Source organism: Micromonospora sp. WMMB235 (genome assembly GCF_001855515.1).
Lineage (GTDB): Bacteria > Actinomycetota > Actinomycetes > Mycobacteriales > Micromonosporaceae > Micromonospora > Micromonospora aurantiaca.
Genome location: NZ_MDRX01000001.1, coordinates 6,361,529 through 6,379,602, shown reverse-complemented (window position 1 = coordinate 6,379,602; position 18,074 = coordinate 6,361,529). Strand labels below are relative to the sequence as shown.

15 protein-coding genes are annotated in these 18,074 nt (G+C 73.3%); 6 read left to right on the top strand and 9 right to left on the bottom strand.

Going from position 1 to position 18,074, the window contains the following annotated elements; all coding sequences use genetic code 11:
* Positions 1–95: 95 nt before the first annotated feature.
* The gene (gene typA, locus BFV98_RS28530; protein ID WP_013287489.1) at positions 96–1,964 is read left to right on the top strand and encodes a translational GTPase TypA; all 1,869 of its coding nucleotides are present in this window, start codon (positions 96–98) and stop codon (positions 1,962–1,964) included.
* Between the two features lie 232 nt (positions 1,965–2,196).
* Here typA and BFV98_RS28525 read toward each other — a convergent pair whose 3' ends face one another.
* The gene (locus tag BFV98_RS28525; protein ID WP_013287490.1) at positions 2,197–2,862 is read right to left on the bottom strand and encodes a class I SAM-dependent methyltransferase; all 666 of its coding nucleotides are present in this window, start codon (positions 2,860–2,862) and stop codon (positions 2,197–2,199) included.
* Positions 2,863–2,935: 73 nt separating this feature from the next.
* Between BFV98_RS28525 and BFV98_RS28520 the strand changes: the two genes are divergently transcribed.
* A complete protein-coding gene (locus tag BFV98_RS28520; protein ID WP_030274137.1) occupies positions 2,936–3,802 on the top strand; it encodes a serine hydrolase in 867 nt (288 codons plus the stop codon).
* A 5-nt stretch (positions 3,803–3,807) separates the two neighbouring features.
* Here the strand turns inward: BFV98_RS28520 and BFV98_RS28515 are convergent, their stop codons facing one another.
* Positions 3,808–4,605, bottom strand: a complete 798-nt coding sequence (locus BFV98_RS28515) for a tyrosine-protein phosphatase (protein ID WP_013475861.1) — start codon at positions 4,603–4,605, stop codon at positions 3,808–3,810.
* Positions 4,606–4,649: 44 nt separating this feature from the next.
* On the opposite strand from BFV98_RS28515, the gene BFV98_RS28510 reads away from it, so the two are divergent.
* Together BFV98_RS28510 and BFV98_RS28505 are read left to right on the top strand one after the other, a co-directional pair.
* Positions 4,650–5,747 (top strand): mandelate racemase/muconate lactonizing enzyme family protein, encoded by a 1,098-nt coding sequence (locus BFV98_RS28510; protein ID WP_013287493.1) that lies wholly within the window; start codon positions 4,650–4,652, stop codon positions 5,745–5,747.
* Positions 5,748–5,804: 57 nt separating this feature from the next.
* Positions 5,805–6,845 carry a C40 family peptidase gene (locus tag BFV98_RS28505; RefSeq protein ID WP_030274135.1) on the top strand — a complete coding sequence of 347 codons (1,041 nt, stop codon included), beginning with the start codon at positions 5,805–5,807 and terminating at the stop codon, positions 6,843–6,845.
* A 58-nt stretch (positions 6,846–6,903) separates the two neighbouring features.
* Here the strand turns inward: BFV98_RS28505 and BFV98_RS28500 are convergent, their stop codons facing one another.
* Positions 6,904–7,902: a TerC family protein gene (locus BFV98_RS28500; protein ID WP_013287495.1), complete on the bottom strand. Its 999-nt coding sequence runs from the start codon at positions 7,900–7,902 to the stop codon at positions 6,904–6,906.
* Between the two features lie 391 nt (positions 7,903–8,293).
* Between BFV98_RS28500 and BFV98_RS28495 the strand changes: the two genes are divergently transcribed.
* Entirely contained in the window at positions 8,294–8,587 is a 294-nt protein-coding gene (locus BFV98_RS28495) for an antibiotic biosynthesis monooxygenase (RefSeq protein ID WP_013287496.1), read from the top strand.
* Positions 8,588–8,695: 108 nt separating this feature from the next.
* Here the strand turns inward: BFV98_RS28495 and BFV98_RS28490 are convergent, their stop codons facing one another.
* The 4 genes from BFV98_RS28490 to uvrB form a co-directional block, all read right to left on the bottom strand.
* Positions 8,696–9,595 carry a DUF5753 domain-containing protein gene (locus BFV98_RS28490; protein ID WP_013475858.1) on the bottom strand — a complete coding sequence of 300 codons (900 nt, stop codon included), beginning with the start codon at positions 9,593–9,595 and terminating at the stop codon, positions 8,696–8,698.
* An 85-nt stretch (positions 9,596–9,680) separates the two neighbouring features.
* Entirely contained in the window at positions 9,681–10,049 is a 369-nt protein-coding gene (locus BFV98_RS28485) for a VOC family protein (protein ID WP_013287498.1), read from the bottom strand.
* Positions 10,050–10,074: 25 nt separating this feature from the next.
* Complete coding sequence (locus tag BFV98_RS28480) at positions 10,075–10,911, bottom strand: helix-turn-helix domain-containing protein (protein WP_030274133.1); 837 nt, start codon at positions 10,909–10,911, stop codon at positions 10,075–10,077.
* A gap of 25 nt (positions 10,912–10,936) precedes the next feature.
* The gene (uvrB, locus tag BFV98_RS28475; protein ID WP_071098381.1) at positions 10,937–13,042 is read right to left on the bottom strand and encodes an excinuclease ABC subunit UvrB; all 2,106 of its coding nucleotides are present in this window, start codon (positions 13,040–13,042) and stop codon (positions 10,937–10,939) included.
* A 296-nt stretch (positions 13,043–13,338) separates the two neighbouring features.
* Here uvrB and BFV98_RS28470 point away from each other — a divergent pair, with 296 nt between their 5' ends.
* Entirely contained in the window at positions 13,339–14,964 is a 1,626-nt protein-coding gene (locus tag BFV98_RS28470; RefSeq protein WP_255368278.1) for a hypothetical protein, read from the top strand.
* A gap of 51 nt (positions 14,965–15,015) precedes the next feature.
* On the opposite strand, the gene coaE is transcribed toward BFV98_RS28470, so the two are convergent.
* Both coaE and rpsA read right to left on the bottom strand, forming a co-directional pair.
* The gene (gene coaE / locus BFV98_RS28465; RefSeq protein WP_071098379.1) at positions 15,016–16,194 is read right to left on the bottom strand and encodes a dephospho-CoA kinase; all 1,179 of its coding nucleotides are present in this window, start codon (positions 16,192–16,194) and stop codon (positions 15,016–15,018) included.
* Positions 16,195–16,355: 161 nt separating this feature from the next.
* The gene (gene rpsA, locus BFV98_RS28460) at positions 16,356–17,882 is read right to left on the bottom strand and encodes a 30S ribosomal protein S1 (protein WP_047893869.1); all 1,527 of its coding nucleotides are present in this window, start codon (positions 17,880–17,882) and stop codon (positions 16,356–16,358) included.
* Positions 17,883–18,074: the final 192 nt, after the last annotated feature.

The window sequence follows — 18,074 nt, the reverse complement described above, 5'->3', positions numbered from 1 at the left end:
GGAACGGTCGGCACAGCACTTTCGACGCAGATCCGGGTTGTCTCGGGGTGACCCCGAGGCGTGCCCCGGCAACCGCAGACAGGAGTATGGAGGGTATGCAGCTACGCACCGACCTCCGCAACGTCGCCATCATCGCCCACGTCGACCACGGCAAGACGACCCTGGTCGACGCCATGTTGCGGCAGGCCGGCGCCTACGGCGCCCGTGGTGAGACCACCGAGCGGGTCATGGACTCGATGGACCTCGAGCGCGAGAAGGGCATCACCATCCTCGCCAAGAACACCGGCGTGCGGTACCTGCCGGCGGACGGCTCGGAGGCCGTCACCATCAACATCATCGACACCCCCGGTCACGCCGACTTCGGCGGCGAGGTCGAGCGCGGCCTGACCATGGTCGACGGTGTCGTGCTGCTCGTCGACGCCAGCGAGGGTCCGCTCCCGCAGACCCGGTTCGTGCTCCGCAAGGCGCTGCGCGCCCGGCTGCCGATCATCCTGGTGATCAACAAGGTGGACCGTCCGGACGCCCGGATCAAGGAGGTCGTGGACGACACCTACGAGCTGTTCCTCGACCTGGACGCCGACGAGGAGCAGATCGACTTCCCGATCGTCTACGCCTGCGCCCGCGACGGCATCGCCTCGCTGACCCAGCCCGCCGACGGCGCGGTCCCGGATGACAGCAGCAGCCTGGAGCCGCTGTTCCGCACCCTGCTGGACACCATTCCCGCGCCCGCGTACGACGAGGGCGCGCCGCTGCAGGCGCACGTCACCAACCTCGACGCCTCGCCGTTCCTGGGCCGGCTCGCGCTGTGCCGGGTCCGCCAGGGCACGATCAGCAAGGGCCAGACCGTGGCCTGGTGCCGCACCGACGGCAGCACCCAGCGGGTACGCATCTCCGAGCTGCTGATGACCGAGGGCCTGGAGCGTAAGCCGGCCGAGTCCGCCGGGCCGGGCGACATCATCGCCGTCGCCGGCATCCCGGAGATCATGATCGGTGAGACGCTCGCCGACGCCGAGAACCCGGTGCCGCTGCCGCTGATCACCGTGGACGAGCCGGCCATCTCGATGACCATCGGCACCAACACCTCGCCGCTGGTCGGCCGGGTCAAGGGCGCCAAGGTCACCGCCCGGATGGTCAAGGACCGGCTCGACAAGGAGCTGATCGGCAACGTGTCGCTGCGGGTGCTGCCCACCGAGCGGCCGGACGCCTGGGAGGTGCAGGGCCGCGGCGAGCTGGCCCTGGCGATCCTGGTCGAGCAGATGCGCCGCGAGTCCTTCGAGCTGACCGTCGGCAAGCCGCAGGTCGTCACCAAGGAGATCGACGGCAAGACCTGCGAGCCGGTCGAGCGGCTGACCATCGACTCCCCGGAGGAGTACCTGGGTGCCATCACCCAGCTCCTGGCCACCCGCAAGGGCCGGATGGAGCAGCTGGTCAACCACGGCACCGGCTGGATCCGGATGGAGTGGCTGGTCCCGGCGCGCGGCCTGATCGGCTTCCGGACCGAGTTCCTCACCGAGACCCGCGGCACCGGCATCCTGCACCACGTCTTCGAGTCGTACGAGCCGTGGTTCGGCGAGCTGCGCACCCGCAACAACGGGTCGCTGGTCGCCGACCGGGCCGGGGCGGTCACCGCGTTCGCGATGACCAACCTCCAGGAGCGCGGCCAGCTCTTCGTCGAGCCGGGCACCGAGGTGTACGAGGGCATGATCGTCGGCGAGAACTCCCGCTCCGACGACATGGACGTCAACATCACCAAGGAGAAGAAGCTCACCAACATGCGCTCGTCGACGGCCGACGAGACCGAGAAGCTGATCCCGCCGCGCAAGCTGTCCCTGGAGCAGGCGCTGGAGTTCTGCCGCGAGGACGAGTGCGTCGAGGTCACCCCGGCCGCGGTGCGCATCCGCAAGGTGGTGCTGGACCAGACCCAGCGCGGCCGGATGGCCGCCCGCCGCAAGCACGCCGGCTGATCCACCAGCTCACCAGCCCCACCCGGAGCCCGGCCCGCCCTAGGCGGACCGGGCTCCCCCCGTCCCCACCGTCCCCACCGTTCCCCTCACCCGTCTCCGCCCGCCCCGCCGCTGCCCGCCGCCGGACGATCATCAGGTTGGCGGCAGTCAAGGAGATCAAATCCGCCGCCAACTTCATGATCGACGGGGTGGGCGCGAGGCGGCGAGGGCGAGGGTGGGGGTGGGGGTGGGGTCAGTGGGGTTTGGTGGCCTCCAGGGCCAGGACGTCGGGGATCGGGCCGGAGCCGGACTCGACCACCCGGGTCAGCCGCAGGCCGGCGGCCGCCACGGCGTCCAGCAGGCCGGCCAGGGGCAGATGCCACGCGCCCACCCGCGCCCGCACCCCGGTCGCGTTCCACGAGCGGACCGTGCGGTCCCGCGAGGCGTACCCGCCGTCGATCACGATCCGCTCCGGCTCGGACCGGTCGGCGAACGCGCCCACGAAGCACGGGTGCACCCCGACGTGCAGCAGCCGGCCGCCGGGCGCCAGCACCCGCGCCGCCTCGGCGACCGCCGCCGGATAGTCCGGCATGTCGGTGTGCGCGAGCACGCAGACCACCGCCGGTACGGCGCCGGTGGCGAGCGGCAACGCGGTCGCGTCGGCGCGGGCCACCGGCAGCCGGGCGCGGGCGTGGCGTAGCTGCCCGCCGGACAGGTCCACTCCCACCGGTGTCCACCCGAGACGCCGCAGCTCGGCCGCGTGCGCCCCGGTGCCGCAGCACAGGTCCACGCACCGCCCCGGGCCGTCACCGAGCAGGTCGGCCAGCACCGACCGGACCCGGTCCATGTAGACCGACGAGGTCTCGCTGGCGTACTCCTCGTACCAGTCGGCGATGTCGTCGTACAACGGGGTCGTCATCTCCGCACGCTAGCCCCGCCCCCGTGGTCGCCGCTGCCCCGCGTACGCCCCGAAGATCGGCTACGGTGCGCACATGATCTGGGAGGACCTCGACGCGCACCTGGACCGGGTGCCCGGCACCGTCTCCGCGTACGTGGGCCGTCCCGGCGCGCGGCCCACGTGGACGCGGCGGGCCGACGCCACCCACTACGCGGCGAGCACGATGAAGCTCGCCGTGCTGGTGGCGCTGTTCCGCGCCGCCGAGGCCGGCCGGCTCGACCTGGACGCGCCGGTGCCGGTGCGCAACTCGTTCGACTCCGCGCTGCCGGGCGTGCCCCGGTTCGCCAACGACCGCGACTACGACAACGACGAGGCGGTCTGGGACCGCGTCGGCGGCGAGGCGCCACTGCGCTGGCTCGCCGAACGGATGATCATCCGGTCCAGCAACCTCGCCACGAACATCTGCATCGGCCAGGTGGGGCTGCCCGCGGTGGCGCAGGCGTGGGCGCTCGCCGGGGCGCGGCACAGCGTCACCGGCCGCGGCATCGAGGACTTCGCCGCCCGCGACTCCGGCATCGACAACCTGGTCACCGCCGCCGACCTGGCCGCCGTGCTCGGTGAGCTGGCGCTCGGCGCGACCCGGCCCGGCCGGCTCGCCTCGCCGGCCGGCTGCGCCGCCATGCTCGACGTGCTCGTCGCGCAGGAACACCGCGAGGACCTGGCCGCCGGGCTGCCCGACGGCACCCGGATCGCGCACAAGAACGGCTGGGTACGCGGCGTACGCCACGGCGCGGGAGTGGTGTTCCCGGACGACGCGCCGCCGTACACGATCGTCGTCTGCACCACCACCGACCTGGCCGACGGCGGCGCGGACGGTGACGAGGTCTCCGACGACGCGTGCCGGCTGATCGCGCACGTCTCCGAGCGGGTCTGGGCCGCCCGGCACGACCTGGCCGGCTGACCCGGCTACTCCAGCAGCCGCTCGCGCAGCGCGGCGCGGTCCGCGTCGGTCACCCCCAGACCGTCCCGCAGGTACGCGTCGAACGAGCCGTGCGCGCGGCGCACCTCGTCGTAGGCGGCGTCCAGGTATTCCGGGCGCACCTCCAGCAGCGGCCGGGCCACCGCCGGGTCCAGGTCCGGCCGGCGCTGGATCATCGCGGACAGCAGCACCTCGCGCAGGCTCTCGGTCAGCTCGTTGTGCACCAGGTAGTCGGCGCGGATCGCCTCATCCTCCACGCCCAGCGCGGTCAGCAGCACCACCGACAGCCAGCCGGTCCGGTCCTTGCCGGCCGAGCAGTGGAACAGCAGCGGCAGGTTCGCGCCTTCGGCGGCCAGCCGCACCGCCGCACCGAACCCGGCCCGCGCCGACTCCCCGGTGACGAACCAGCGGTAGATCGCCGTCATCGCCCCCGGCATGCCCTCGCGGGCCAGCGCCGCGTACGCGTCCAGGTCGTGGCCCTGCAACACCGCCGAGACGTACGTGAACACCGGGTGCGCCGCGTCGTAGACCGGCAGGTGCACGGTGCGGGGCTCCCCGACCAGCCGGTCCGGCGGGGCCACCGCCTGCTCGTGGACGTCACGCAGGTCCACCACGCACGCCGGTCCCAGCTTGCCCAGCACCGGCAGGTCCTCGTCGGTGAGCCGGCCCAGCGCGGGCGTGCGGATGAGCCGCCCCGCCCGTACCCGCCGCCCGTCGGTCGTCGGCAGTCCACCCAGGTCACGCGCGTTCGGCGCGCCCACCAGCTCCCATTCCCGCCCGGCCATCGGCCCTCCCCTGCTCGCCGCCAGTTGGCTATAGGGTGCCCCACATGACGATCGCCGCGGTACGCACCCACCGTCTGTCGGCCCCCTTACACACCCCGTTCGTCACCGCGCTGCGCCGCACCACCACCGTGGACACCCTGGTCGTGGAGGTGGTCGACGGCGACGGCCGGTCCGGCTTCGGGGAGGCGCCGCAGGTCTGGCAGGTCACCGGCGCGTCGGTGGCGGGCGCCGAGGCGTGCGTACGCGAACTGCTCGCGCCGCTGCTGATCGGCCGCGACGCCGACGACCTCCAGGCCGCCTGTGCCCTGGTGCACCGCGCCGTGGTGGGCAACGAGTCGGCGAAGGCGGCGCTCGACGTGGCGCTGCACGACCTGGCCGCGCGGCGGCTCGGCGTACCCCTGGTGCGTCTGCTCGGTGGCACGGCGCTGCGCGTGCCGACCGACGTCACGCTGGCCGCCGGTGACGCGGTCGACCTGGCCGCGACGGCGGCGCGGCGCGGCGCCGAGGGGTTCACGGTGCTCAAGCTCAAGGTCGGCACGGACGCCCGCGGCGACCTGGACCGGGTCCGCGCGGTGCGCGCCGCGGTCGGCCCGGACGTACGGATCCGGCTGGACGCCAACCAGGGCTGGACGCCCCGGGAGGCGGTGCGGGTGATCCGCGCGATCGAGGACGCGGGGCTCGACGTGGAGCTGGTCGAGCAGCCGGTGCACCGCCGCGACCTGGACGGGCTGGCCTGGGTCAGCGACCGGGTGGACCTGCCGATCCTGGCCGACGAGTCCGTCTTCGACGTGCGCGACCTGGTCGAGGTGATCCGGCGGCGGGCCGCCGACATGGTCAACGTGAAGCTGGCCAAGTGCGGCGGCCTGCAACCGGCCCGCACGCTGCTCGACCTGGCCGCCGCGCACGGCATGGGCACCATCGTCGGCTCGATGATGGAGGGCCCGGTGGGGGTCGGCGCCGCGGCCAGCCTGGTCGCCGCCTACGGCACCACTGCCGTGTCGGACCTCGACGCCGCCTGGTGGCTGGCCTGGTCGCCGGTCAGCGGCGGCATCCGGTACGAGGGCGCGAGCGTGCTGCTGCCGGACGCGCCGGGCCTGGGAGTCACCGGACTGCGTGAAGCTAAAATTCAGACACATGCTTGAGCAACGTCAGAATTTTTCATATGGTCGCCCCGACGACCACCGCAGAGAGGGGTACGCGTGGCGCCTCAGCCCGGCCGCCGGGCCGTCGTACGGGTACCGGTGGCGACCCTCTGGACCGCGCCCGAGGCGGTACGTCCGATCGACTGCCCCGCTCTCGCCGGCTCCCCCGACGTCGCCGCCTGGATCGCGGGCATGGACCGCGACCAGCTCGTCGGCGACTGCGTCCTGACCCAGCTGCTGCTCGGCGAGCCGGTGCGCGTCACCGAGACCCGGCCGGACGGCTGGGTGCGGGTGGTGGCGCTGGGCCAGCCCGCGGCGAAGCTCGGTGCCGACGGCTACCCGGGGTGGCTGCGGGCCGCCCACCTGGCCGATCCGGCCGACGCCGACCCGTCCTGCCCTGATCCGACCGACGTCGGCCCGGCCGGCCCCGCTCTGTCCGGACCAGGACCGGCCGCACCGGCACCGGTCGGTACCGGCCCGGCCGGTGCTGGTCCGGCCGGTTCCGGCTCGGCCGCCGACGCCCCGCTGACTGTCGACGTCGCCCACACCGCGTTGCGCGCCGAGCCGGACGGCGACGCGGCGCTCACCGGCGTGGTCCTCGGCACCCGGCTCACCCCGGCCGGCCCGCCGGTGGACGGCAGACGCCCGGTCCGCGTACCCGGGCGGGCCGACCCGCTCTGGGCCGCGGAGGACGACCTGGTGCCGCTGCCCGCCGAGCGTCCCGAGGCCGAGAAGGTGCTCGCGGTCGCCGAACGGCTGCGCGACCTGGTCTACGTCTGGGGCGGCATGTCCACCGACGGCATCGACTGCTCCGGGCTGGTGCACCTGGCCTGGCGGCGGTACGGGATCACGCTGCCGCGCGACGCCGACGACCAGGCGGCGGCGACCTCGCGGGTGCCGCTGGACGCCGAACGCCCCGGCGACCTCTACTTCTTCGCCCGGCCCGGCCGGCGCATCCACCACGTCGGGATCGTGTCGGCCGAGCCGCGCGGCGGCCGGCGCCGGATGCTGCACGCCTGCTACCTGACCCGCCGGGTGGTCGAGGAGGAGCTGCCGGCCGACCGGACCGCCACCCTGGTCGGCGCCTACCGCGTCTGACCCCTGACACGCCGCGGGGCGCCCCCGGGGATGGGAGCGCCCCTACGGTACGGGCGGGTCAGCGGCGGGCCTGGGCCAGTTCCCGGCGCCGGTCCCGGGACGACTTCGCCAGGCTGGCAGCGGTGGCCACGGCCAGGGTGCCGAGGATGACAGTGAGCGAGAGCCAGATCGGGATGTGCGGGGCCCACGCCACGTGCTCGCCGCCGTTGATGAACGGCAGGTTGTTCTCGGCCAGCGCCTCCAGCACCAGCTTCACGCCGATGAAGCCGAGCACCACCGCCAGGCCGTAGCTGAGGTAGATGAGCCGGTCCAGCAGGCCGCCGAGCAGGAAGTAGAGCTGCCGCAGTCCCATCAGCGCGAACACGTTGGCGGTGAAGACCAGGTACGGCTCCTGGGTGATGCCGAAGATCGCCGGGATCGAGTCCAGCGCGAAGATCAGGTCGGTGGTGCCGATCGCGATCATCACGATCAGCATCGGGGTGAACAGGCGCCGCCCGTGCTCGTGGGTGGTCATCCGCGCCCCGTCGTAGTCCCGGGACAGCGGGAGCGCCTTGCGGCTCCACCGGATCAGCAGGTTCTCGCTGAACTCGTCCTCGTCCGGCTCGCCCTGCCGGGCCAGGTTCACCGCGGTGTAGATGAGGAACGCGCCGAAGATGTAGAACACCCAGGAGAACTGGGAGATCAGCGCCGCGCCGGCCGCGATGAAACCACCACGCATGATCAGCGCCAGGATGATGCCGACGAGCAGCACCTTCTGCTGGTACTGCCGGGGCACCCCGAACCGGGCCATGATGATCACGAAGACGAAGAGGTTGTCCACCGAGAGGCTGTACTCGGTGAGCCAGCCCGTGTAGAACTCGCCTGCGACGCGGCCCCCCGCGGTCAGCCAGAGCACCACGCCGAAGAGCAGCGCCAAACCGACGTAGAAGCCCACCCACAGGCTGGACTCGCGGACGCTCGGCTCGTGCGGCCGCCGGCCGATGATGAACAGGTCGGCGAGCAGGACCGCGATCATCGCGATCAGCGTTACCGCCCACACCAATGCGGACACGTTCAAATCCATCCTCCGGCAGACACGCTGCGTCGGGCACACCGTACGCCGGGTGTTGGTGCCGGGGTGCGTCGACGCTGACAGGGGTGACTGTCGGAGGTCTCTTCCGCCGGAACCCGGGTGCCGGGTTCCGACCGGCGGAGCCGGGTCGGGCCACCGGGGGTGCCGGCGCTCTTCCGTGCTGACGACTCCGTCGCGGGGGAATACTCCCCTCCTCGGCCGCCATTGTTCACCATCGCACCCAGGTGGCGCATCTCCGGGCCACCCGTCGATCTCTCGACGTGCTGCGGCTCACGTCGCGCGGCGCGTCCTAGGAGGCTAGCCATCCCTTGTGGGCGGCGCGCCGGGACGTCACCCGGGACGTACCGGCGGCGGGCTGGCATGGCAGGCTGCCTGCATGGTTCTTGAGGTCGCGCTGATCGATGTCACGCCCGGACACGAGGACGAGTTCGCCGCCGCCTACGCGCAGGCGCGGCCGATCCTCGCCGGCGCCGAAGGCTGCCGCTCCGTTCGGATGACCCGGGGCGTGGAGTCGCCCACCCGGTTCGTGCTGCTCGTCGAGTGGGACTCGGTCGAGGCGCACGACGTGAACTTCCGCCAGACCGAGCGGTTCGCGCAGTGGCGCGGGCTGATCGGCCCGCACTTCGCCGGCCCGCCGCTGGTCGAGCACTTCATCGACGTTCCGGCCTGAACTGTCGTACCCCTGCCGTAGCCTGCGCGCTGCGCGGCCACCGGTCCCGACGGGCATCGGGGGCGCCGGGCCCGGTGGTCGCGCCTCACCGGCGGCGGGCCGTGCGGCTCACTCCAGCTCGTGCGGATCGCGCGGCCGGGGCACCGGCGCCGCACCGAGCCGCCGGGCCACCAGCTCGGCGGAGGCGTCCGCCGGCAGCGCCGCCGCCAGCAGCCGCTCGATGACCCGCTCGTAGTGGGCCACATCCGCCTCGGCGACCAGCCGCAGGTCGGTGGTGAGCGTCTCCACCAGCACCGTGCGCGGGTCCTCCGGATCCGGGTAGGCGTAGTACGAGAACGGCGCCAGCGGGTGCGGCCCGCCGCCGCTCGACGCCGCGGACCGCAGCACCCGGACGGTGACGCGTGGCCGTTCGGCGAGCGCGAGCAGATGCCGCATCTGGTCGCGCCACACGTCCGCGGGCAGGCCGTCCGGGTCGCAGACACGCTCGTCCAACAGTGCGGTGTAGTGCGGCGGGTCCGGCCGGATCAGCAGTTCCTGGCGTGCCACCCGGGCGCGCACGTCGGCCTCCACGTCCACCTCCCCGCCGAGTGCCGCACCGGCCGACACGCGCAGGCGGGCGTACGCCGGGGTCTGGAGCAGGCCGGGCACGAGCACGCACTGGTACTCCACGATGCGCTCCGCGCCCGCCTCCAGCTCGGCGTACGCCCGCTGGCGCTCCCCCATCTCGCCGAGCGCCTTCGACCAGCCCCGGCCGGTGGCGGCGTCGCGGGCGATGACGATCAGCTCGTCGCGCTGCGGTGACGGCACCTCGTAGACGTCGAGCAGGTCGAGCACGTCGGCCAGGTCGGGCCGGCTCTGCCCCAGCTCGATGCGGGACAGCTTCGACGTGGACGCCCAGCCCAGCCGGGCGCAGACCTGTTCGAGCGTGAGCGACTCGCGACGACGCAGCCGGCGCAGCTCCACGCCGAGCCTCGCCCTCCGGACCACAGGACTTGCTGACAACGGCATGCACGCCTCCCGGGAGGGAGCGTACGCATCACCGTCACGCTCGGCAATACCTCGCCCACACAGCGCAACCGTGCGGGCTGAGCGCTCAGGGGCGGTAGGTGCCGAACGACCACACCAGCCCGGCCAGGTCGCGGGCGGCGTAGTCACGGGAGCCGTAGTCGGTGTCGAACGGCGCCCGGACGATCTCCGCCCCGGCCGCCCGGGCCCGCTCGTGGTGCGCGTCCACGTCGTCGAGCGCCACGTAGACGCGGTAGTCGTCGTCGGCGGGCCGGGACCGCGGCGCCGGGCCTGGGCCGAGCATCACCAGGTCGTCGCCGTACGCCAGCTCGGCGTGGCCGATCGTGCCGTCGGGAAGTTCGTGGGCCTCGCGCACCGTGAAGCCGAACGCGGAACAGAGGAAGTCGGCGGCGGCTCGCACGTCGGGATACCGCAGGACCGGATAGATGCTTCGCATGAACGTCAGTCTGCCGCCGGGGCGGTCAGGCCGGATTGGACGAATGCGATCCGGGCGCGGTCAGCGCGGCCGGAGTGGCGCCGGCGAACTCGCGGAACTCCCGGATCAGGTGCGACTGGTCGTAGTAGCCCCACCGGGCGGCCCGCTCCGCCCACCCGGAGTCGTCCGGCACGGCGGCGTCCGCGGTGAGCAGCGTCCGGCCCAGGCTCGCGTACGCCCGCTCGAAGCGCAGCAGGCGGGCGACGGTCTTCGGCGGCAGGCCGAACTCCCGCCGGAACCGGACCGACAGGTGGCGGCGGGACCAGCCCAGTTCCCCGGCGAGCGTGGTCACGCCGACCGCTCCCCCGCTGCCGTCCAGACGCCGCCAGGCCGCCAGCAGGTGCGGGTCCAGCGGCGCGGTCGCCGCCAGCCGTGCGGCCAGGGCGGCGTCGAGCCGGGCGAAGCGCTCCGGCCAGCCGGGCTCGCCGGCCAGCTCGTCGCGCAGCCGGGCCAGCCAGCCCGCCACCGCGTCGAGAGGCACCGCCCGGTTGGTCAGCTCGGCCAGGGGCAGCCCGAGCAGGCGGCGTGCCGCCGGGGCGGTGAGCAGCACCTGCACCCCGGTGCCGGTTCCGGCCGTCCGGGTGGCGCACCAGCCGTCGAACGGGCCGGCCAGGAAGGCGTTGGCGGCGTACGCGCCCTCACCGGGGGCACGCGGGTCGGTCACGTCGAGGGGGTCGCCCCAGCCGAGGATCAGCACCACGAACGCGCCCGCCACCTCCCGGCGTACGAGCGGGACGGGCGCGTCCTCGCGGTAGCCGAGGTAGCGGTCCACCCACTGGCGCAGCCGCGGGTCGGGCCGCCCGATGACGGCCTCGGTCAGCATCGCGCCGCCTCGGCCGTCACGCCGGTCACCGGACCCCTGCGGCGTCCATCCCGCGCAGCTCCTTCTTGAGGTCGGCCACCTCGTCGCGGATCCGCGCGGCCAGCTCGAACTGCAGCTCGCGCGCGGCGGCGAGCATCTGGTCGTTGAGCTCCTGGATGAGGTTGGCCAGGTCGGCCCGGGCCATCCCCTCCCGCGACGGGGTGGCCGCCGCGCCCCGGCGGCTGCGGGTCTCCTTGACCGGCGCCTTGCCCCGCGACAACTGCCGCACCGCACCGCCGACGTTGCTGTTCTCGGTGTCCTCCGCCTCGCGGTAGATGTCGTCGAGGATGTCGTGGATCTTCTTGCGCAGCGGCTCCGGCTTGATGCCGTTCGCCTCGTTGTGCGCGATCTGCTTGGCCCGGCGCCGGTTGGTCTCGTCGATCGCGTCCGCCATCGACGGCGTGATCTTGTCGGCGTACATGTGGACCTGGCCGGAGACGTTACGGGCCGCGCGACCGATGGTCTGGATCAGCGACCGGCCGCTGCGCAGGAAGCCCTCCTTGTCGGCGTCGAGGATCGCCACGAGCGAGACCTCGGGCAGGTCGAGACCCTCCCGGAGCAGGTTGATGCCGACCAGCACGTCGTAGTCGCCCTTGCGCAGCTCGCGCAGCAGCTCGACACGGCGCAGGGTGTCGACCTCGGAGTGCAGGTAGCGCACCCGGATGCCGTTCTCCAGCAGGTAGTCGGAGAGGTCCTCGGCCATCTTCTTGGTGAGCGTGGTGACGAGCACCCGCTCGTCCCGCTCGGTACGCAGCTTGATCTCGTGCATGAGGTCGTCGATCTGCCCCTTGGTCGGCTTGACCACCACCTCGGGGTCGATCAGGCCGGTGGGCCGGATCACCTGCTCGACGAACTCGCCCTGCGCCTGCTCCAGCTCCCACGGGCCGGGGGTGGCGGAGAGGAAGACCATCTGGCCCACCCGCTCCAGGAACTCGTCGAAGCGCAGCGGCCGGTTGTCGGCGGCGCTGGGGAGCCGGAAACCGTGGTCGATGAGCATCCGCTTGCGGGAGGCGTCGCCCTCGTACATGCCGCCGATCTGCGGGATGGTCACGTGCGACTCGTCGACCACCGTGAGGAAGTCGTCGGGGAAGTAGTCGAGCAGGCAGTGCGGCGGGCTGCCCGGCAGCCGGCCGTCGATGTGCATGGAGTAGTTCTCGATGCCGGAGCAGAAGCCCACCTGGCGCATCATCTCGATGTCGTAGGTGGTGCGCATGCGCAGCCGCTGGGCCTCCAGCAGCTTGCCCTGCCGTTCCAGCTCGGCCAGCCGCTCGCCCAGCTCGGCCTCGATGTCGCGGATCGCCCGTTCCATCCGCTCGGGACCGGCGGCGTAGTGCGTGGCCGGGAAGATCATCAGGCTGTCGACCTCGCGGACCACGTCACCGGTCAGCGGGTTGAGGTAGTAGAGCTTCTCGATCTCGTCACCGAACAGCTCGATCCGGACCGCTAGCTCCTCGTACGCCGGGATGATCTCCAGCGTGTCGCCGCGGACCCGGAAGGTGCCGCGCTGGAAGGCCATGTCGTTGCGCGCGTATTGAATGTCGACCAGCCGGCGCAGCAGCTGGTCACGGTCCAGCTCCTGCCCGACCTTGACCCGCACGGCCCGGTCGAGGTATTCCTCCGGCGTGCCCAGGCCGTAGATCGCCGAGACGGTGGCGACCACGATGACGTCCCGCCGGGTGAGCAGCGACATCGTGGCCGAGTGCCGCAGCCGCTCCACCTCCTCGTTGATCGAGGAGTCCTTCTCGATGTAGGTGTCGGTCTGCGGGATGTAGGCCTCGGGCTGGTAGTAGTCGTAGTAGGAGACGAAGTATTCGACCGCGTTGTGCGGCATCAGCTCGCCGAACTCCTTCGCGAGCTGGGCGGCGAGGGTCTTGTTGGGGGCGAGCACCAGGGTCGGCCGCTGGAGCCGCTCGACCAGCCACGCCGTGGTGGCGCTCTTGCCCGTGCCGGTCGCGCCGAGCAGCACCGTGTTGCGGTCGCCGCGCCGCACGCGACGCTCAAGATCGTCGATGGCAGCCGGCTGGTCACCGGCCGGCTGGAACTCACTGACGACCTGGAAGCGGCCGTCGAGCCGGGGAATGTCGAGCGCCATGACACCAACCGTACGCCCGCGGTCCGACACTTCCGGCCACGACCACCGACCGTCCCTGATCGGCTTCGATATTCCCATTGTGTGGCTCATCTCACCGGTCTACCCTCGTACCGTAGGCCGCTCGCGGCGGCCGACCGGGCCGGTGATCGCCCCTCGCGGGCCGGTCGCCCCCGGCGCCAGGGCCGCAGCACCCGGGACGACCGGCGTGCGCGCCGACGGTGGTCGCGCGCAGCGCTGACCGGCCGCCGCGAGCGCCCCTGCTCGTCACCGAAACCCCGCTCTCGCGTTCTCCACTCGTGGGGACCTCTCCCGACCGCCGGCCGCGACGCGAGCCCGACACCGGCACACCCCCGCCCGCCGACGAGCCGGGCCGCCAGCGCGCCGTGAGCCGCCCGCACCGGCTCTCCGCACGTGGCGACGGCGACCAGGCCGTACCCCGGGAACCGGGTCGCGGCCACCGCCGCGGCCGCACCGGCGCACCGACCCGGCCCGCCACCGTGGCCGGCCGGCGCCGCCGCGCCGACCCGCTCGCCGGCCGCCGTCCCACACTCACCACCCGGCCGGGCGGCGACCCGGAACTGGACGGCGCCGACGACCCGCCGGACGGGCCGGACCGGCGCCGGATCGCGCTCGCCGCGCTCGTGGCAGCCGCCGCGCTCTCCGCCGCGACGCTCGTCGCCGGGCTGCTGACCTGGGTACCCGGCCGCGGCGACGACACCGGGACGGCACGCCCGCTCACCGCCGCCGAGGCCGACCGGGTGGCCGCGCTGCGGGTCACCAACCTGCGCGACGTACGCGCCGGCGTCCGGGTCACGGTCGGCACCGGCGGCGCCCGTACCGAACTGGTCGGCTGGGTCGACTGGGCCCGCCCCCTGGTCTATCTGGACGTCGGCGGCCCGGGCGCGGGCGACGACAGGGGCCTGGTCCAGGCCACCGCGTCCGCGCTGCTGGTGCGGCCAGACCCCGGCGCGCTGCCCACCCCGGCCCGGCCCCCGCTGGTGCCGCCGGCGGACCGGTGGCGGATGCGGTCCCCGGCCGGCGGGCACGGCCTCGGCGCGGTACGCGACCTGCTGATCGGGCTCGGCGCCGACCGGGTCGACAGGCCCGCCGCGGACGGCCGGTGGCTACGCGCCGACCGGGTCGGCGGCATCCCGGTGGACGTGCTCCAGGCACCCCTCGCACCGCCTGGTGACCCGCGGCCGACGCTGTGGGTGGACGCCGACGCCCGGCTGCACCGGCTCACCGGCCGGCTGGCCGACGGCACACCCGTCACCGTCGACCTGACCCGCGCCGACCGGCCCACACTGCATCCGGTGGACGCCCTCGGCGGCCGGCCCGGGCAGCCCCGGGCGCTCACCGACGACGAAATCGCCCGGCTGGCCGCGCTGCCCGCCCGGCTCCGGGCACTGCGCGGCGCGGCGGTGACGGTGGCCGCTCCGCTCGCCCCGTCGGCGAACCTGCGGGCCACCGGCACGGTGGACTGGACGAGCCCGTCGGCGTACCTCGCGGTGACCGAGGAGGGCAGCGGCAGGCGTACCCTCCGGTGGGTCCGGCCGGGACGGGTGGCCGAGGTACAGCGGTCCCCCGACGGGCCCGCCACTCCCCCGGCACCGGTGCCGGCCGCGCTGCTCGCGGCCCCCGCGCGCCCGCCCGGCGACGACCTGGACCGGCTGTTCGACGCGGCGCTGCGGGCGGCCCGGCGCGCGCCCGCCGGTGACACCGTCCGGGTCCGGGAGGACCGGCTGGGCGACCGGACGGTCGACGTGTTCGAGGTGCCGGGCGGCAGACGCCTGTGGCTGGACCGGGGCGGTGTGCCGCACCGGATGGAACTGCGGACCGGGCCGGGCGTGTGGATCCGGCTGGACCTCACGCCGGGCCGTGCGGCGGGCAGCGGCGGATCGTCGGCCTCGACGTCGCGCTGAACCGGCGCCGCCTCCGCGGTCCGCTGAACCGGCGCCGCCGGGACGGCCCGGTCAGGGCCGCCAGCCGGTCTGCGCGGCCCACTCCTCGGCGCGCAGGTGCTCCTCGTCGAACCAGGGATCGGTCACCGTGCCCCAGGCGGCGTGCTCCGGCGCGGCGGCCGCCAACTCCCGCTTCACCTGGAGGTAGTCGGCCCGCCGCGCCGGGTCGGCACGCAGGTGGTCGCGCATCAGCAGCGCGTACCGCCAGCCGGGCGAACCGGCCTCCCGCAGGTGCAGGCGCACCGGACGCGCCGGGTCCGCGCCGCCGTGCAGCCGCTTGGCCCAGCGCACCGGCTCCGGCTGTCGCGGGGCGTCCCACCACTCGCCCGGCAGCCGCGGGAAACCCGCCTCGGCCAGCCGCTGCGCGAGCGGCCCGTCCGCCTCGTTCAGCGAGGACACAGTCACCTGGATGTCGATCACGTCCGGCGCGGCGAGTCCCGGCACGGCGGTGGAGCCGACGTGGTCGACCCGGATCTCACCGCCGGCCGCGTGGCGGATCCGGGCGGCCAGCCGGGCGTACTGCTCGGGCCAGGTCGGGTCCGGTCCGGCGAGCGCCGTCGGGTCGGGCGGGACGGCGCGGCGTTCGCGGACGTTGCGCTCGTAGGGCGACAGGCGGTCCCGCCAGAGGGCGTCCACGGCGGCGTGCAGGTCGGTGAGCGTGCCGTCGTTGGTCAGGAGCACGTCGGCGATCGCACGGCGGGTGGCGTCGTCGGCCTGCGCGGCGATGCGCCGCTCGGCCTCCGCCGGGGCCATGCCCCGGTCGCGGGTCAGCCGGGCCATCCGGGTCGGCACGGCCGTCTGCACCACGACCACCAGGTGGTACGTCGGCGCGAGTCCCACCTCGGCCAGCAGCGGTACGTCGTTCACCACGATCGCGTCGGCGGGGGCGGCGGCGGCCAGCTCGGCGCTGCGCGCGCGTACCCGGGGGTGGGTGATCCCTTCGAGCGTGCGGCGGGCCGCCTCGTCGCCGAAGACCAGCGCGCCGAGGGCGGCCCGGTCCAGCGCCCCGTCGGCGTCCAGGACCTTCTCGGAGAAGGCGGCGACCACCTCGGCCAGCCCGTCGGTGCCGGGCGCGACGATCTCGCGGGCGATGCGGTCCGAGTCGACGATCACCGCGCCCAGCGTGGCGAGCCGGCTCGCCACCGCGCTCTTGCCCGATCCGATTCCGCCGGTCAGCCCCACCTTCAGCACCCGGACAGTCAACCGGATCTGCCGTCCGCATGCCAAACCCTCCCGGCGTACGACGCGGGCCCCGCCCCCGGCGCTCCGCTGGTGCGGAACGCGGGGACGGGGCCCGTCGTCAGAGGCAGTCGCCGGTTCGTCCGGTGGGACGAACAGGCGTCAGCGTCCGGTCACTTGCCGCCGGCGAGCTTCTCCCGCAGCGCGGCGAGCGCCTCGTCGGTCGCGAGCGTGCCGGCCGGCTCCTCGGCCTGACGGCTCGGGGCCGAGGTCGAGGTGGTGGTGCCGGTGGTGGCCGGAGCCGGGTTGGCGGCGGCCTCGGCGTCGGCGGCGCGGGAGGTCTGCACCTGCTTGGTGTGGGCCTCCCAGCGCTGACGCGCCTCGGCGTACTGCTGCTCCCAGGTCTCGCGCTGCTTGTCGTAGCCCTCGAGCCACTCGCCCGTCTCCGGGTCGAAGCCCTCCGGGTAGATGTAGTTGCCCTGGTCGTCGTACGTCGCGGCCATGCCGTAGAGGGTCGGGTCGAAGTGCTCCTCGCCCTCGACGAAGCCCTCGTTGGCCTGCTTGAGCGACAGCGAGATCCGGCGGCGCTCCAGGTCGATGTCGATGACCTTGACCATGACCTCGGAGCCGACCTGCACGACCTGCTCCGGGATCTCCACGTGGCGCTCGGCCAGCTCGGAGATGTGGACCAGGCCCTCGATGCCGTCGTCCACGCGGACGAACGCACCGAACGGCACCAGCTTGGTGACCTTACCCGGCACGATCTGCTGGATCGCGTGGGTGCGGGCGAACTGACGCCACGGGTCCTCCTGCGTCGCCTTCAGCGACAGCGAGACCCGCTCGCGGTCCAGGTCGACGTCCAGGACCTCAACCTCGACCTCCTGGCCCACCTCGACGACCTCGGACGGGTGGTCGATGTGCTTCCAGGACAGCTCGGAGACGTGCACGAGGCCGTCCACGCCGCCCAGGTCGACGAACGCGCCGAAGTTGACGATCGAGGAGACGACGCCCTTGCGGACCTGCCCCTTCTGGAGCTTGTTGAGGAACTCGGTGCGCACCTCGGACTGCGTCTGCTCCAGCCAGGCACGGCGGGACAGGACCACGTTGTTGCGGTTCTTGTCCAGCTCGATGATCTTGGCTTCGAGCTCGCGGCCGACGTACGGCTGCAGGTCACGCACACGCCGCATCTCGACGAGCGACGCGGGCAGGAAGCCACGCAGGCCGATGTCGAGGATGAGACCACCCTTGACGACCTCGATGACCGAACCGCGGACGACGCCGTCCTCGTCCTTGATCTTCTCGATCGTGCCCCAGGCCCGCTCGTACTGCGCCCGCTTCTTGGAGAGGATCAGCCGACCCTCCTTGTCCTCCTTCTGGAGGACGAGGGCCTCGATGTGGTCACCCACCGAAACGACCTCGGCCGGGTCCACGTCGTGCTTGATCGACAACTCCCGAGAGGGGATGACACCCTCGGTCTTGTAGCCGATGTCGAGCAGGACCTCGTCCCGATCGACCTTGACGACGGTGCCTTCGACAATGTCGCCGTCGTTGAAGTACTTGATGGTCTCGTCGATCGCGGCGAGGAAAGCTTCCTCAGAGCCGAGGTCGTCGTGGGTGACCTTGTTGGCGCTCGAGGTGGCCTCGATGCTGCTCGTCATGTGGGCGGTTGCTCCGGTCGGATGGGTTGTCACAGCGGGCATGGGTGTCGCGGTGACTCTGCCGCGCCAACGGATCCGTCGCCGGGCACACCGAACGATCGACGCGAGAAGATCATTAGTGGCTCCGGTGACCGCGCACCTGCTCCCTGCCGAGGCACACGATCCGCGAGCGCATCGTCTAGCCTACCCGCTGCATTACCACAGCGTGCAAGCCCTCCCGGGTCCGCGCGAACT